At 62.7% G+C, this 16,037-nt stretch carries 15 protein-coding genes; 6 read left to right on the top strand and 9 right to left on the bottom strand.

The window, feature by feature from the left end; translation table 11 throughout:
* Nucleotides 1–99: 99 nt before the first annotated feature.
* From V1294_RS35750 to V1294_RS35735, 4 genes are read right to left on the bottom strand one after another with little or no spacing between them, the layout of a single operon-like run.
* Nucleotides 100–852 (bottom strand): polysaccharide deacetylase family protein, encoded by a 753-nt coding sequence (locus V1294_RS35750; RefSeq protein WP_334503885.1) that lies wholly within the window; start codon nucleotides 850–852, stop codon nucleotides 100–102.
* A gap of 4 nt (nucleotides 853–856) precedes the next feature.
* The gene (locus V1294_RS35745; protein WP_334503884.1) at nucleotides 857–1,642 is read right to left on the bottom strand and encodes a class I SAM-dependent methyltransferase; all 786 of its coding nucleotides are present in this window, start codon (nucleotides 1,640–1,642) and stop codon (nucleotides 857–859) included.
* A 40-nt stretch (nucleotides 1,643–1,682) separates the two neighbouring features.
* Entirely contained in the window at nucleotides 1,683–2,894 is a 1,212-nt protein-coding gene (locus V1294_RS35740; protein WP_334503882.1) for a hypothetical protein, read from the bottom strand.
* Nucleotides 2,894–4,369: a lipopolysaccharide biosynthesis protein gene (locus V1294_RS35735; protein WP_334503881.1), complete on the bottom strand. Its 1,476-nt coding sequence runs from the start codon at nucleotides 4,367–4,369 to the stop codon at nucleotides 2,894–2,896. Before V1294_RS35735 ends, V1294_RS35740 begins: the two co-directional genes overlap by 1 nt.
* 592 nt (nucleotides 4,370–4,961) lie before the next feature.
* Here V1294_RS35735 and V1294_RS35730 point away from each other — a divergent pair.
* From V1294_RS35730 to V1294_RS35720, 3 genes are all read left to right on the top strand, one after another.
* A complete protein-coding gene (locus V1294_RS35730; RefSeq protein WP_334485364.1) occupies nucleotides 4,962–5,948 on the top strand; it encodes a glycoside hydrolase family 26 protein in 987 nt (328 codons plus the stop codon).
* Nucleotides 5,949–6,210: 262 nt separating this feature from the next.
* Entirely contained in the window at nucleotides 6,211–7,212 is a 1,002-nt protein-coding gene (locus V1294_RS35725; protein WP_334504965.1) for a glycosyltransferase family 2 protein, read from the top strand.
* Nucleotides 7,209–8,522: an O-antigen ligase family protein gene (locus V1294_RS35720; RefSeq protein ID WP_334503879.1), complete on the top strand. Its 1,314-nt coding sequence runs from the start codon at nucleotides 7,209–7,211 to the stop codon at nucleotides 8,520–8,522. Before V1294_RS35725 ends, V1294_RS35720 begins: the two co-directional genes overlap by 4 nt.
* Before the next feature lie 3 nt (nucleotides 8,523–8,525).
* Here the strand turns inward: V1294_RS35720 and V1294_RS35715 are convergent, their stop codons facing one another.
* The gene (locus V1294_RS35715) at nucleotides 8,526–9,617 is read right to left on the bottom strand and encodes a hypothetical protein (protein WP_334503878.1); all 1,092 of its coding nucleotides are present in this window, start codon (nucleotides 9,615–9,617) and stop codon (nucleotides 8,526–8,528) included.
* 224 nt (nucleotides 9,618–9,841) lie between these two features.
* Between V1294_RS35715 and V1294_RS35710 the strand changes: the two genes are divergently transcribed.
* The 3 genes from V1294_RS35710 to V1294_RS35700 all read left to right on the top strand — a co-directional run bounded on the left by V1294_RS35710 (nucleotide 9,842) and on the right by V1294_RS35700 (nucleotide 12,351).
* The gene (locus V1294_RS35710) at nucleotides 9,842–10,774 is read left to right on the top strand and encodes a cupin-like domain-containing protein (protein WP_334503877.1); all 933 of its coding nucleotides are present in this window, start codon (nucleotides 9,842–9,844) and stop codon (nucleotides 10,772–10,774) included.
* A 12-nt stretch (nucleotides 10,775–10,786) separates the two neighbouring features.
* Nucleotides 10,787–11,977: a GNAT family N-acetyltransferase gene (locus V1294_RS35705; protein WP_334503875.1), complete on the top strand. Its 1,191-nt coding sequence runs from the start codon at nucleotides 10,787–10,789 to the stop codon at nucleotides 11,975–11,977.
* A 179-nt stretch (nucleotides 11,978–12,156) separates the two neighbouring features.
* Nucleotides 12,157–12,351, top strand: a complete 195-nt coding sequence (locus tag V1294_RS35700; RefSeq protein WP_334485354.1) for a hypothetical protein — start codon at nucleotides 12,157–12,159, stop codon at nucleotides 12,349–12,351.
* A gap of 108 nt (nucleotides 12,352–12,459) precedes the next feature.
* On the opposite strand, the gene V1294_RS35695 is transcribed toward V1294_RS35700, so the two are convergent.
* From V1294_RS35695 to V1294_RS35680, 4 genes are all read right to left on the bottom strand, one after another.
* Nucleotides 12,460–13,407, bottom strand: coding sequence for a DUF5996 family protein (locus tag V1294_RS35695; protein ID WP_334503873.1), 948 nt, complete (start codon nucleotides 13,405–13,407; stop codon nucleotides 12,460–12,462).
* A gap of 272 nt (nucleotides 13,408–13,679) precedes the next feature.
* A complete protein-coding gene (gene wrbA, locus V1294_RS35690; RefSeq protein ID WP_334503871.1) occupies nucleotides 13,680–14,279 on the bottom strand; it encodes an NAD(P)H:quinone oxidoreductase in 600 nt (199 codons plus the stop codon).
* Nucleotides 14,280–14,423: 144 nt separating this feature from the next.
* Entirely contained in the window at nucleotides 14,424–15,122 is a 699-nt protein-coding gene (locus V1294_RS35685; protein ID WP_334503869.1) for a pirin family protein, read from the bottom strand.
* Nucleotides 15,123–15,195: 73 nt separating this feature from the next.
* Entirely contained in the window at nucleotides 15,196–15,948 is a 753-nt protein-coding gene (locus tag V1294_RS35680) for an SDR family NAD(P)-dependent oxidoreductase (protein ID WP_334503867.1), read from the bottom strand.
* Nucleotides 15,949–16,037 lie beyond the last annotated feature (89 nt).

The raw sequence follows: 16,037 nt of genomic DNA, 5'->3' as shown, positions 1-16,037 counted from the left end.
TCACGCCACGGGCGCTGAAATAAAGCGCTGAACAAACGCAACAGGGAAAATTAACCATACTCACTGAGGGACTATTCCCCGAATTGGCAAACAAAGCGTTTAAGCGCGGGCGCATCGCATCGCCTCCGCCATGGTCAGGGCCGGAATCTTCCGCTTCGCTGCCGCGCGGAGCGCATGGGCGAGCAAAGCGGGCGAACAGCCATAGGGGCTCGGCCGGTCGGTGACGTCGTGGCCGTAGAAAATTAACCATCCATTATTGGTTTGGGCTTCGTCGAACGCGCGGTCGATCCCGTCGAAATCCATCTCGCGATTGATCAGCGGTATGGCGCGCAGGAACTGCAAGTCGACGCTGCCGGCGTTGACGCCCTGCACGATGCTACGGCAGGTCTGGAATTCCTTCCTGAGCTGATACTTGCGGGCGTAGGAACCGTATCCGAACGGATAGGCGAAACTGTCGACCTGTATCGAAGGATCGAGCGCGCGAAGGTAAGCGTTGTTGCGTGTGATTTCCTGCCGCATCGCCGCTTCGTCGAGGTCGCAAGCGCGCTGATGCGAGAACGTGTGGCAGCCGATCTCGTGACCCCTGCGGTGAAGCGAGACCACGTCGTCGGCCTCGCCCGCCACCCAGTCCGGCGCGTCAACGCCGACCAGGCTGCCCGAGACATAGAACGTCCCGCGCGCGCCATGCGCTTCGAGCATCTGCGCACCGGTCGTCGCCGCGCTCTTTGGCAGATCGTCGAAGGTGAAGCTGACCATCGGCGTACTGTTGCGCAGCCGGAACAGGTCGACGCGCAGATGCATCGCCAGCCGGTGGCCGACCTTCGCTCTTGCCTCTGACAACATCGCGTTCATGGTCTCAACGCTTTCGCAGGATCACGTGGTAGTCGCCGTGCCGCACGTCGGTGCGGCCAGGCAGCAAGAAGTTCATCGCGCGCGCGACGGCATCGACGAGCGCCGCGAACGCGGGCATACGCAGTCGCATCTCGGGATAGCGCGGGCTCTCATACTGTTTGCGATAGATCATCTGCAGGCCGTGCTGCTCGGCGAACGCTTCAAGGTTCGTGAGCGTGACCAGCGGATGGAACAGCGTCGGGAACGGCGCGTGGCCGGGCAAGCCGGCTTTCTTGTCGCCGCGGACGTGACGGTAGAACCAGACATGGAACCAGTGCGGCGAATATTTGGTAACGACGCCGGACAGCGACCGCGGATTGGGCGCGCCGATCAGGATCATGCCGTTCGGCTTCAGCGACTCGTAGAAGTGCAGCAGGGCGGCTTCGACGTCGGGCACGTGCTCGATCACGTTGTAGCAGATCACGAGATCGAAGCTGTTGGGCTTGAAGCGATGGGTCTGGATGTCGCCGAGGATCGCTTTTTGCGCATAGTCGTTGTTGCGGATCTGGTCCTCGTCGATGTCGACCACAGTGACGTGGGCGCGATGCAGCACCTTGAGCGGCAGGAAGCTGGTCGAGCCGCCGCCGGCTTCGTAGATCGACAGTTCGCCCTCAGGCAGTCTCGCTTCGAGAATGCCGTGAACGGTCAAGAGGCTCTGCCGCGCTTCGCCATGTGCCAGCTCGAGCAGCGCCTGCGGATGCTGCACGGGCTCAGTCGCCTGAGTGTGGTCGATCGTGACTGCCTTGGGCATCGGCTTCATCCATTCTGACGTGGGGGTTGCCTTGTTCATTCTAGTTGTCCCAATCGACGCGCTTAAAAGCGTCCATCAAGGCGCGGTCTTCCCTGTGAATCGACGGATCGAACGGCACACGGTTGGTGCGCTGGTACTTCCAGTTGCTGCCGATCTCGCGGAAGTGCCGAAACGAAAAATCCCCGGTGCAGAAATAAGACGCCCACCAGGAGAAGATCGAATGGACGTGCCATTGCGCATGCGTGGGGCACCGGGCGGGAACCACCGTCCATTTCGGCAGGCACTCGTTTGCGTCGCGCCGCATCACGAGCCTTGAGAACTGATATTTCGGCGGCATCAGAATCGAGAAGTCGGCGTGCCGATGCGGAGCCTTGTGCATGTTGTCGCGGATGCCGTCATCGATGCCGATGATCCATCGCCCGCGATATCGGACAAGCCCGGTCCAGGATTGCTCGGCGGCCTCAAACACCGATTTTCCCGACTTCGACAGCACCAGCTCGTCGATGTCGGAGTTCATCGCGCTCCGGGCATTCTGCAGGAAGCGCCATCTTGCGTGCTCCCAGGCTCCCAGTTGGCAGAAATCGGAATCCCAGTGGTCCCAGCTGTTCGCGCCCTGCGGACCGTATTTGAAAGGCCACTCCATCACGACCGAGCATCGGATGCCTTCGACTGAACGGAGCGCGGCGCTCAGCGTGGCGCTGTCGTAGGCGCTGGAGCCGTTGTCATAGATGAGGACGGCATCCGCGCCGTGACTGTCCCGGTTGAACCGCACCCAGTCGAGGATCCATTCGATCGGATTGTCCTTCGACATCGTGAAGATGACACGGCGATCCCGGAACATCTCCGACTCGTTCGGCGACACCGGGAATGCAAAACTCCCCAGTTCGCCCAATGCCTGGATCGGGCCGGCATGCTCGGGGATGTCCAGCCACAATTGGGCGTGGCGGTCGAGGCGCCTTGTCCGCGCCTTGCGGGTCCCCGCGCCGCTGATGAACGTTGTCGTCGCGACGTCGCGCGCGAGGTTGAAGAATGGCGGCGCAAACAGCGCAACCTTTGATTTGCTGACCTGCACCGCGTCGTAGAACAGCGTATTGCTGTCGAAGTCGCGCTCGAAATTCTCGCCCCGAAACGCGGACGGACGCGTCGCCTCGCGCCGCTTGTCGGTGAAGTCCGACAGCGACGCTGAATTGGTTCGACAGATGACATGTCGATTGTCGGCTGCAACGACCGCATTTTTGCTGGCGAGCCGCATCATGGTTCTCTTGTCGACATGCTGGGTAGTCCGGTGGACGGGGCGGCGATGGACGGGGCCGGGAGATTGCGCCGCGCGGCATAGGCGATCACGGCCTTGCGCAAGCCGGCGATGTCGAATGCAAAGGCTGCGGCGACGTAGACGGCGCAGCCGGTTGCGGCCAGCACGCCGAACGACACGATGCCGATCGGAAGCAGCGGTTTTGCGAATGTCAGCACCAGCGCCATGATCGCCGTCGCCGCGACGATCCGCATGACCTGGAATGCGTTGAAGGGGAGCGGAAAGGCTTTCCGCGTGAGATACCAGCCGAAGCCTGCGCCGAAGGCTTCCACGATGACGAGGCTAGCCGCCGCGCCGGCCAGGCCAAATTTGGCAAGCAGGACCGGCATGACCAGCAGGTTCGCGGTCAGCATCGCGATGCTTTGCGTCGTCATCATGAACGGCGTCTTGGCGAGATGAAAGCTCGCGTGAATGTAGGATTGGGAAATCGATTGAAACAGCCAGGCAAAGGCCAGGATCGGCATGATCTGCGCTGCGGTCTGCCTGAACTCGCTGCCAAGGATCACGCCGGCGATGTAGCTGCTCGTCAGCGCTACGCCGGCGACGGCCGGAAGGACGGCGGCCAGCAGAATTTCGAGGCTGAATTCCAGATGCGGCCGCGCCTCGGCGGCGCCGCCGGTGGCATAGGCGCGTACCGCCAGCGGGATCGTCGCGGATGCGATGCTCACCGCCGGAATCAGGATGATCTGCCGGACGAGATCGGCCGACGCGCCGTACTGGCCGGCCGCATGGTCGCCCATGAAGTGAAACACCAGCATCCGGTCGAGCGCGGCATGGAGCGCAAAAACGATGCCCGACAGCGTGATCGGAATGCCGAAGCCTGCGAACGTCCGCAATTCGGAAATCTTCGGTCCGGCGACGGGGGATCGCAGGATCGTGCTGGCAAACAGCATGGTCGTGACGAAGTAGGTGATGGTCACCATCGCGAGCTGGCACAGTCCGCCGCCGCCCAATAGCGCCGCGGCCAGGCACAGCGTGAACGCCAGGCAGGCGCGAATGATCGATGCCGACATGAACGCGAAGGATTGCAGCCGCGCCTTCAGCAGCTCCTGTCCGAGCTCAAACAGGCCGAGCCCCAGCGCGAAAAAGATCGCTGCGAGATTTCGTTCCAGCGATACCGAGGTCGTCAGCGTGGCAACAAGGAGTGCGATCGGCGCGGCGAGGGCGGAAATGAGATAGGCGACGAAAATGGTCTTCCTGACGTCGACCGCATCGCCTTCCGACTGAAAACGAAGAGCAGAGACGCGAACCCAGGTGAACAACAGCGCCGAAACGATACCCGCCGTGCTCAGACCGACGACGTAGACTCCATACTCTTCCGGCGAGAGCAGCCGCGTGAACACGACCGCGCTCAGCAAGCCGATCGCGGCCGATACGACGCTCGCGACCGAGTAATGGAAGGTTTGGCTGAGCATTATGCTTTCGGCCTATGAAGCGCGGAACTTCGCTTCGGCAATGGGGTGAGGGTTAACGACACGTTGCAATTCATCTCTAACAATCTGCCGGAGGCCGCCGTTTGTCAGGCTCAATTCTCCCGCGGTACTCATTGAGCAAGATCGGTGCCGAACCGGCGCAACGCACCATGTCGCGCGGCGGCGTGGTTAATCTGCCGGTTTTCCCGCGTATCTCACGGCTGGAGCGCCGCGGCCACACGAGGCCGGCAATTTCCGGTACATCCGCCCCGTCCCACGGCGTCCACATTTGCGACAGGCCGAGGCCGCTCCAGCACTGCGGTAACCATGGCGAACGCGCCATTCGTGCGCGTGCCCGTACTGGACTCGATATTGCAAAGCCGCTGATCTGAATCGTCGATCGCGTCGACGAATGGATTGCCGATGTTGGATTTTCGACGAAAACCCTTTTCGCAAGAAGCGGGCTGTGAGCCTCCTGTTCTTTTTGATACAGCCACCCTGTCCGGCCTGTATCCTTTTGCTACGGCGAGCGCTCACTGTCGCGACGGCGTCTTGCTGTCGGCCGCCTTTGCCAGAAAGCACGCAAGGACAGCCGATGTTTCGAACTGATCCGAGGCGGCGCAAAGGGCACAGCGTGAAGCGGCTGGTGCTGTTTCTGGCGGCCTTTGTGCTGACCGTGCTGCTTTTGGCTCATGTCGACAGCAACGCCGCCTCGCGCACCGTTTCCACCCCGTCGAAATTCGCGGGGGCCTTCGTCAATTGGGGTCCGATAGGTCGCGAGCATACGCTACAGGCGTGGGAAAAATGGCTGAAGCAGAAGCCGTCCTCGGTGCTCGGCGTCGACTTCTATGGCGGGACGACTTGGGAGGACTCTTCCAAATTGAGCTGGGTTCCGGGCATATGGAAGAAGCTCAATCCCGCGCGCAATGTGGTCTGGTCGATCCCGCTGACGATGAAGGGGACGCCTCTCGCCGACGTGGCCGATGGGCTTCACGATGCCGAATTCGAGGCTGCCGCCCGGGCGATTTCGGAAGCGCATCCGCAGGCGGTCATTCGGCTCGGCTGGGAGATGAATCTGGCTGAAATGGCGTGGTTCGCCAAAGGCCATGAAGCCGATTACATCAAGGCGTTCCGCCGCGTCGTGGAAATCTTCAGGCGTCACTCCACCGGCTTCAAGTTCGACTGGTGTCCGGGGTGGGGGCCGCAGGAGATGGCGGCGGACGCGAGCTATCCCGGCGATGACGTCGTCGATTACATCGGTCTCGACGTCTACGATTTCAAGCAGGCGGGCACGCCCGAGGAGCGCTGGAACACCTTCTACGTCAAGGCGCCATTCGGCCTGGAATGGCACCGCGATTTTGCGCGCAAGCACGGCAAGCCGATGAGCTACCCTGAATGGGGCGTGGGTAATGCCGGCGACAACCCGTTCTTCATTCAGCAGATGCACGACTGGTTCATGAAGAACGAAGGCAGCATTGCCTACGCCGCCTACTTCGACGTCAACGGTGCGTGGCCTACCCAGATCGACAACGGCCAGTTTCCAAATTCGCAGCGGCTATTCCGAAAGTTGTTTAGTCGCTGATTTGCGGCGAGCGTTCGTTCAGCGCGGATTAACCCCGTCCATTAACCGTCGTCGAAGTTCGCTGCTTCACGTTTCGGCATCGGACCGAATATTGCACCGCTGCCCGCGTTACGTTCGGAACGGCCGGATCAACCCCGGAACGAACGACTTTATCGAGACGGTACTGTCCCGCGATTACGCCGGCCATCCCGTTTCGGGACGATGAGACAGATTCGTGAACGACGTGAACGTCATGGCACAGCCTTCGACCAGCGATCTCTGGATGGACGGGCTTGATCCGTCGGTCAGGGGTTTGCGCGCGCTGGTGGCGGCTTCGCCGGCGCTCGATCCCGCAACCGAAACCGTCGTCTGCATCCCCTGTTTCCGCCGGCCGCAGTACCTGCGCCGGACGCTGGAGTCGCTTGCCGCGCAGCGCACCCACCGTCGCTTCGCCGTCGTCATGGTGGAGAACGATGCCTCGAAGAGCGAGAGCGTTCCGGTTGCGGCCGAGTACCTCGCATCGGGAAAATTCGCAGGGCTATGCGTGATCGAGCCGCGGCAGGGCAATTGCCATGCGATCAACGCCGCCTTCGAGACGGCGCTGCAGATGTTCCCGGCGGCAACCAGTTTCCTGATGATCGACGATGACGAAATCGCGTCGCCGGACTGGCTGGAGCAGATGGTAAGGACCGCCGGTGCGACCGGCGCCGACATCGTCGGCGGACCGGTATTCCCCGAATTCGAGGACGCACGGAAGCGCGGGTTGCGGCGCCACCCGGCTTTTGCGCCGGCCTATGAGGCCTCAGGCCCGGTGCCGGTGATCTATGGCTGCGGCAATTGCCTGATCCGGCGTTCGGTGTTCACGCGGCTCGGCATGCCGGCATTCGACCTTCGTTTCAATTTTCTGGGTGGCGGCGATACCGATTTCTTCTACCGCTGCATGAGGCTCGGTTTGCGCTTTCACTGGGTGGCTGAAGCCGTGATCAGCGAGACCGTGCCGCAAAGCCGCACCAGCCTGAGATGGCTGGTGACGCGCGGCCTGCGGATCGGCGCAATCAATTATCACGTTCAGCGCAAGGCGACGCCTACGATCTGGCTGCGGGCGAAGTTGACCGCCAAATTGCTGGCGGCCTTGCCGTTTTCGCTCGTTTATGCCGTGTGCGCCATCCTGACCGAGCGTGAGCGGACCATTGCCATGCATCCCGTGACGGTGGCGATCGGCAGCGCGCTGGCGGCGTTCGGCCTCGAACCGCAGCCCTACAAGGCCTCGAAGATCGTCTCATGAGTGAGCTCGTCGACGCATCCGAAATCCGCAGCCTGGCCGCCGGGATAGAGCGGCAGCAGGTGATGGACATCGTCCGCGGCGCGACATTCGTTGGAACGCTGCTGCTGGGCTGGATATCGCTGCATCCATTCGTCAGTCTCGGCGATCTGCAGATCGGCGACGTCGGCACCGGAAACGAGCTGGCGACCTATGCGGTGTTCGGCGCCCTGAGCGTGCTGACCGTTGCATTGGCATTGCGAAACGACGCGCGGGGCATGGCGACGCTGTTGTCGCCGGCGTTTGTCCTGTTCGGCGCCTGGCTAATGGTGACCGTCGTGTTGTCGCTCGATCCGACAACGTCGATCAAGCGCCTTTCCCTGACAATCTGCGTCGTCGCGGTGACCGCCGCGCTGATGCTGCTGCCGAAGTCGCAGCAGGAATTGATGCACTGGTTCACGATCGCGGCGCTCGCATTGCTGGCGATCTGCTATCTCGGAATACTGCTGGCCCCCGATCTTTCGATTCACCTGGCGACCGATCCGCAGGAGCCTGGCCTCGCCGGCAACTGGCGCGGCGCGTTCGGCCACAAGAACCAGGCCGCGTCCATCATGGTGGTGGTGCTGTTTCTCGGCGTCTACGTCCTCCGCTCCGGCCTGTGGCTATCCGGTGCCGCCATCATCGTGCTCGCCTCGCTGTTTCTGCTGTATTCGGCCGGAAAGAGCTCGCTGACCCTGTGCTTTGTGGTGCTGCTGCTGACGTCGACAATCTCTTTCATCCGCGCGCTCTGGCTTCGCGCGATCATCTTGCTCACGCCGCTGGTATTGCTGAACCTGCTTAGCATCGGCGCGGTGATGTCTGAGGGCCTCGCCGGGATTTCCAGGTTGCTGCCGTTCGATTCGACATTTACCGGCCGCACCGACATCTGGGCGTTTGCATTGCAGTCGCTCCATGCGCGGCTGCTCACCGGCTATGGCTTTGCGTCCTTCTGGGGCAGCAGCGCCATTCAAAATCTGCCGGAAGGCAAGGAGTGGGCTGGCTTTGCCGCGCACAGCCACAATGGCTATCTCGACACTGCGCTGGGCACGGGCCTGCCCGGGCTCGCCTTGCTCATCCTGGTGCTGGTGATCCTTCCTTTAAGGAATTTTCAGCGGGCGGATGAGGGCGGCAACAACGGTCCGCTCGCCATGATGCTGCTGCGGATCTGGCTGTTCGGGCTCTATCTGTCGGCGATGGAAAGCTTCTTCCTCGACCGTTCCGAGCCCTCGTGGTTCACGTTCCTGTTGGCGGTATTCGGCCTGCACTATCTCGCGCGGTTCCGGGCGAAAGCCTGAGGTTCAGAGCTGCGCCCGCACCGCTTCGGCGATATCCTTCCACCAGCCGTCGAAATCGAACGGCCAGTGTACCGGCGGCCGTTTGACTACCGAGGCGATCCGGTCGGCATAGGTCTCGTTATCAGCGCCGCGCGCGACCAGCACGACGGCGCCACGCGCGATCAATTCCTTGAAGCGCGGATGGTGGTCGAATTCCTCCGGCAGCGCGGGACCTGCGACGATCAGTGGACGGCCGGACTGCACGCAGGTGAGAATGCTGGAGCGTCGCGCCGTGAGCCCCTCATCTAGCGGGTAGCAGAATGCGTCGATCTCGCTGAACAGGCCGAACACCTCGTGATCGGAGGCGACGAAGCCGGAGACGATCACATCGTCGGCGATGCCAAGTTCTCTGGCGCGAGCATGAAACTCCTGCTCGACCTTGTCGACGCCGCGAATGAAGGAGCCGATGTAGACGATCAGCGGCTTGAGCCCGCGCTGCTTCAGGATCGCGCCGATCTCGAGCAGCGCATTGGGCTGCTTGCCCGGATAGATCGATCCAAAGTGACCAATCAGCAGCCGTCCGTCGCGCTTCGCGGCGATGAGGCGGTGCCGCAATTTCGAATCTTCAATTCCCACAGGGGCTTCGATGTTCGGCGGCAGCGGCGCAAGCACGCTCTTTCTGGCGGTCCGGCCGAGCAGGGGATCGTCCGCCAGCTCACGCCGCACCAGCGGCGAGAACATGACGATGGTGTCGGCAAGCAGCAGCGCCGGCATGTAGGTGATGCGGCGCAGCCAATGCAGCCCGGTCCATTCGTGCTGGATCAGGACGACCTTGCGCCGGCGCAGCCGGGCAATCGCCATTGCCAGAAGCGGCGTGAACATCACGCGCTTCCAGGCCACGATCGGGAAGTTGCAGACCACGCTTTGCGTCGCGCCGACCGCGCGCCAGATCTCGGCAAGCGAGCCTTCACTGCGCGTTAGCGTTAATGTCGCGCTGGTGCCGGGCTCGAGCTTTTCGATCGTCTCCTGCAACAGGCGGGTGAACTGGCCGACGCCGCAATGCATCTGCGGCCCTGCGCCGAGAAACAGCGCCCGATATCGGGTTTCTCCAGTCATCGTGCGGCGGGTTTCCAGGAGCGGTCGGCGTTAGCCATACATCCCAGACATTAGCTTCCCGTAAGCGGCAGCGTCCGTCCGGCACCGTTCTTGCCAATTCGACCATGAAGAGCGTCCGGCCGTCTCATTACGGGACATCGGGCGGTGACGGCAATGGCGGCAGGGCGCGATTTCGGGACAGCCGGAATACGGCGCAGGCAACGGAAGTCAGCAGGAGCGCGGCGATGACAGGCAAGATCTTCAGCAGATGGGATGAGACCCATTCCGAGCTTTGGAACCACCAGCCGATCCGGCTCGAGCACGAGATGCACAAGTCGCCGGCGTTCTCGATGGACGAACTCGCGCAGCTGATCGAGAGCTATCCGCGCGAGCATTACAGTCTGGTCAAGACGGGCGCCAGGGGATCCAGCCGCGTGTGGCGCGAGGGCGATATCGGCAACCTCTCCGGCCGGCAGGTCATCGAAGCGATTTCCCGGGGCGGGCTCTGGCTCAACATGCGCGATGTCGGCGCGGTCGATAGCCGTTACCGCAAGCCGGTCGACCGGATGTTCGAGGAGATCGCGGCCAAGGTTCCGGGGTTCGTGGTTCCGAACCACCAGGCCGGCATTCTGATCTCCTCGCCGGACGCGCAGGTCTATTATCATGCCGATCTGCCGGGGCAGGGCCTGATCCAGATTGCCGGTCGCAAGCGGGTCTACGTCTATCCAAACACCGCGCCCTTCATCAAGCCGCAACACCTCGAGGACATCGCGCTGTTCGACGTCGAGGTCGACCTGCCTTACGCGCCCTGGTACGACGCCCATGCGCAGGTGTTTGATCTCGAACCCGGCCAGATGCTGAACTGGCCGCTGAACGCGCCGCACCGCGTCGAGAATCTCGGCACCGTCAATATCTCCATGACGGTATCCTACGGCAACGACGAGATCCGCCGCGCCCAGATCGTGCACCTCGCCAACGGCCTGCTGCGTCATCGCTTCGGCTATACGCCGAAGACCAGCAATCTGCGCGGGCCGTCGTTCTTCGCCAAGAAGGTGCTGCAAAAACTCGTGCGCGACAGCAAGTGGGTCAAGCGCGAGCGCAATGCCCGTCGCGCGATCGATTTCCGCCTCGACGCCACTGAGCCCGGCAAGATCGTCGATCTGCCGAAGGCGGCATAGATCGCAACGCCGATGACGGTGCTGACGACCAGTGCGGGGCAATTGGCGGCGCGGCCGAAAAGCCGTGCGGCCGGATTCCGCGTCGAATTGCTGCGCAACTGGCAACAGGCCCTCGCGCGCTGGCACGACATCAGCCCGTCGACGCCGTTCCAGCATCCGCAGTGGTATGACGCGTGGTACGCCGCTTTCGACGGTACCGAGGGCGTGGCGCCTTTGATCGCTGTTGTCACCGATGCATCGACCCATGAGCCGGCGATGCTGCTGCCGCTGATCCGCTGCCGACAAGACAAGATCACAACGGTCGAATTCGCCGATCTCAATCTGACCGACTACAACGCGCCGATCTTGGGCAGCGCCGCGCCGCGTGATGCCAAAGCGATGCGCGCGCTGTGGCGCAGCCTGCTGTCGGCGCTGCGCCGCATGCCTGAGGCGGCCGATCTCATCCGCCTTCGCAAGGTGCCCATCGATCTCGATGGCAGGCCCAATCCGCTCGCCTTGCTCGATACCGGCGGTCCGTGCTTGCTCAACGGCAATCTCGTCACCACCGGCGAGGATTACGACGCCTGGCGCTACACGCTGCAAAAAGCCGTGCGCACAGAGCTGCAACGGAGCTGGCGCGTCTTCACGCGCGATCCCGCCGCTTCCTTTGCGATCGTCACCGATATCAGTGAAGCGCTGCGGATTCTCGCGACCACCGAGGTTCAGCAAGGCGCGCGGATGAAGAGCCTCGGGCGGAACTACGTCCTCAATGACGAGACCTGCGCGGCGTTTTACCGCAACCTGGTGCGCGATGGTGTCGGCAATGGTTATGCGCTGGTCTCGGTGCTCACGGCCGCCGGCGACGAGATCGTGGCGACGTTGGTCGGCATCAGGACCGGCTCACGCTACGTGATGGTCCGCATCAGCAACGCCGGCGAGAAATGGTCGAACTGTTCGCCGGGCCGGCTGATCATCGAGCGCACCATGGCTGCCCTTCACAAGGACGGCGTGCGCGAGTTCGACTTCTCCGTCGGCAATTACGCGTACAAGCGCCGCTTCGGCGTGACGCCCCTGTCCTTGATCGACATCAGCGCCGCCTTGAGCTGGCGCGGATGGCCCTCCGCACAGCGCGACCATATGGTGCGCGCAGTGCGTAACCATCCGCGGCTCGACGCCTGGCTGAGACGCGCGCGCGGTAAGCCGCTGTCACGCGAAGAGAATTGACGCGCCGGAACGGCGCGGCCACGGTTGTGCAAATATGCCACACATATCAGGATTATGTGGACGTTCTGCCTGTGTTCGCGAGAGTTCATGATCGCCTGCACGCCAGAGGCGTATGATTCGCTTCGGGTCAGGGATTACTGGTGAATGCCTTCTTGGGTGTCTTCTTGGGGAGAGCCGACATGCCAGCCTATATCCATCATCACGACGATACCGAACCCGCCTTTGTCATCTGTCCGAGCTGCGTCGGAATTCCGATGTATGTGCGTGACGTCGAGCCGCATTGGAGCATGGCGAAGATCGACTTCACCTATGAGTGCGCCGACTGCGGCGCCCAGGTTCGCCAGACCATTGTGAAGCCGGAATCGCGGCACTAGGTGACGGATCCGTACAGGGTGGGCAAAGGCGCGTTTGCGCCGTGCCCACCATGTTTTCCGCAAGCCGAAGATGGTGGGCACGCTGCGCTTTGCTCACCCTGCGCAGCATCAAACCTGCCGCACCACGCTCGGCTTGCCCGGATCGCATTCCAGCGCGTCGCGATCCCACTTCGCTGCGATCGCTGCGGCCTCATAGGTGCTTTGCAGGAAATCGAGCAGCGCCTTGTCAGGATCGGCCGCCGTTCGTACCGCGTCGTAGGGCAGAATGAATTCGCCGAGCGCTTCGCTGAAGAGCGCCGCGTCCGGCCGCACCCTCGCCGCGCGGAAGCCTGATGGCTCGGGATAGGCATAGGAATAGAACGCGGGATAATCGATCGCGCCGCCGCCTGGCCAGAAGCCGGCGCTGCTCACTTCATGCGAATAGGCTTCGTGGGCGACCGCATCGGGTAAATGCGGCACGCCGCCGGGATGGCGCGGCGCGCGACGGCCCGAGAAGCGCGTCACCGCGAGATCGAAACTGCCCCAGAAGAAATGCACCGGGCTTGCCTTGCCGAGAAAGCCGGTGCGGAATTGCTTGAAGATGCGGTCGCAGTTGACGAGGATTTGCAGGAAGCGCCCGACGGCGTCGGGATCGTAGGAGGCGTGCGCGGTGTCTTCGGAGAATTTTATCGGATCGGGCAATTCGTTCGGCATCTCGTCGATCGCAACGGCAATGCCGAGTTCGGCAAGCGCCGCCATGACGGCGGCGTAGAAGCTGGCGACGGAGTGATCCGGCAGCGCAAGGTGCCGCTGCGTGCCGTCGCTGGTCGAGATGCGCAAGCGATGGTCGATGAAATCGAAATCGATCTGGAACGTTCGCGCGCCGTCGGGCATCGGGGACGTCGTCAATCCGCGCGCCGTGACGTAGAGCGTCACATGCCAGGAATGATTGAGCCAGGGCGATTTGGCCAGCCGGATCTTGCCGACGATCTGAGTCCAGAGCTGCAGCGTCGCACAGGTGTCGCGCCACGCCGCGATCGGCAGTTCCGGCCACGGGGTCTGTGAATTACTGCTCATGCCAGAACCTTGTGCGTGCCTGCCCCGGAACGCGTAGCACGAATCCACGGGGGCCTTAAAACCAGTGGCTCACGATTTCGTGCATTCACGGCAGCGCCGCTGTCCGCGCGAGGCGCGGTAGAGGCTACTGCACCACCAGCGTCGCGCCATGGCCTGCAGCGGCCGTCGCGCCAGTTGAGCGATAAAAAGAATTTCGACCATCATTGTTTCAGTCGTCCCATGAGGGACGACATAGGGCGGCATTCCCGAATGAGAATGCCGCCCACGTCGCATCAGCCATGCAGCTTGCTGGCGGTCTCCGCGATCACGCGTCCTTGATAACGCGCGCCGGCGAGTTCGTTTTCGCTCGGCTGGCGGCTGCCGTCGCCGCCGGTGATCGTGGTGGCGCCATAGGGCGCGCCGCCGGTGACTTCGTCGAGCTTCATCTGGCCGGCAAAGCCGTAGTTCAGGCCGACGATGGTCATGCCGAAGTGCAGCAGGTTGGTGATGATCGAGAACAGCGTGGTTTCCTGTCCGCCGTGCTGGGTCGCCGTTGAAGTAAAGGCGCCGCCGACCTTGCCGTGCAGTGCGCCCTTGACCCAGAGGCCGCCGGCCTGGTCGAGGAAGTTCGCCATCTGCGACGCCATCCGGCCAAAGCGCGTGCCGGTGCCGATGACGATCGCGTCGTAATTGGCGAGATCCTCGATCTTGGCTATGGGGGCAGCCTGATCGAGCTTGTAATACGACGCCTTGGCGACCGCTTCGGGCACCAGCTCCGGCACGCGCTTGATGTCGACGGTGGCGCCGGCCTTGCGCGCGCCTTCGGCGACGGCATTCGCCATCGCCTCGATGTGACCGTAGGCGGAATAATAGAGCACGAGTACTTTGGCCATGATGGCTTTCCTTTGGTTTGTACGGGGGACGTGTTGATTATTGAGGTGTCATTGCCGGGCTTGACCCGGCAATCCATCAATCTTCACAAGGACTCTTCCGAAGAGGATGGATGCCCGGGTCAAGCCCGGGCATGACGAGCAGCGCTACGCCGCGTCGACCAGCACCAGTTCGGAATCTTCCAGCGCGGTAATCGTCAACTTCGCCTCGTTGCGGATCGCGGCGCCGTCACGAGCATTGACGCGCACGCCGTTGACTTCGACGCTGCCGGCCGCCGGCACCAGATAGAGGTGACGCGCCTTGTGCGGAGCGTATTCAGCGCTCTCGCCGGCCTTCAGCGTGGTGGCGAGCACCCGCGCGTCGGCCCGGATCGGCAGCGCGTCCTTGTCGCCTTCAATGCCGCTGGCGATGGTGACGAGCTTGCCGGAGCGATCCGACTTCGGAAACGGTTTTGCGCCCCAGGTCGGCTGGCCGCCCCGCGTCGTCGGCTCGATCCAGATCTGGAAGATCTTCGTCTTCGTAGGTTCCAGATTGTATTCGGAATGACGAATGCCGCTTCCGGCGCTCATCACCTGCACGTCGCCGGCTTCAGTGCGGCCCTTGTTGCCGAGCGAGTCCTGGTGCGTGATCGCGCCTTCACGGACATAGGTGATGATTTCCATGTTGGCGTGGGGATGGGCGGGAAAGCCGGTGTTCGGCGCGATCTCGTCATCGTTCCACACCCGCAAGGAGCCGTGGCCCATATTATCAGGGTCGTAGTGGCTGCCGAACGAGAAGTGATGTTTTGCCTTCAGCCAGCCGTGGTCGGCGCTGCCGAGTTTTGCAAATGGTCTGAGTTCGATCATGGGATATTCCTTCGTTGCAAGTTTTTTGAACTAAGCGGCCGCGCGGCATGCGCCCGGCCTCGCTGGATTTGAGTTACGCGCCGAAGCCGCCATCGACGTTGAGCACTGTGCCGGTCACGAACGAGGCTTCGGGACTCGCGAGGAACAGCACGCCGGCGGCGATTTCTTCCGGCTTGCCAAAACGCTGTAGCGCGTGCTGCTTGCGCTGGAGGTCGGCGAAGTCGCGGTCGTCATCCGGGTTCATGTCGGTGTCGATCGAGCCCGGCTGCAGCACGTTGACCGTGATGCCGCGGGGACCGAGGTCGCGCGCTGCGCCCTTGGTGTAGCCGACAACGGCAGCCTTGGTGGCGGCGTAATCGGCGAGGCCGGGGAACGAGGCGCGGGTCGCGATATCGGAGCCGATCGTGACGATGCGGCCGCCTTTGCCCATCAGCTTCGCCGCCGCGCGGATCGCGGTGATGACGCCATCGACATTCACGGCGCTCTGCCGAGCCAATGCCGCGGTATCGGCGTTGGGATCGTCGACCGCGCCGCCGACGGTAACGCCCGCATTGTTGACGAGGATGTCGAGCCGGCCGAAATCCTTGGCGACCTTCTTGACCAGTTGGTCGACGTCGACGGAGGAGGCCTGGTCGGCCTTGTAGGCGCGGGCGTTGACGCCCTTGGCCTTCAGTTCGGCGACGACGGCTTCCGCCTTGTCGGGGGAGGCGACATAACTGATCGCGACGTTGGCGCCTTCTGCGGCGAGGGCGCGGGCAGAAGCCGCGCCGATGCCGCGCGAACCGCCGGTGACGAGGGCTACCTTGCCTGAGAGCTTCTTGGTCATGGGATTTCTCCGTTGCTTGAATTCCGATGGCCATTGGATATGCCGCCCGGCGTGGTATAGAAATAGAAACTATTGAAATTCATTGTTTC

The organism is Bradyrhizobium sp. AZCC 1678, from assembly GCF_036924765.1.
Lineage (GTDB): Bacteria > Pseudomonadota > Alphaproteobacteria > Rhizobiales > Xanthobacteraceae > Bradyrhizobium > Bradyrhizobium algeriense.
This window is presented reverse-complemented; position numbering and strand designations above follow the sequence as displayed.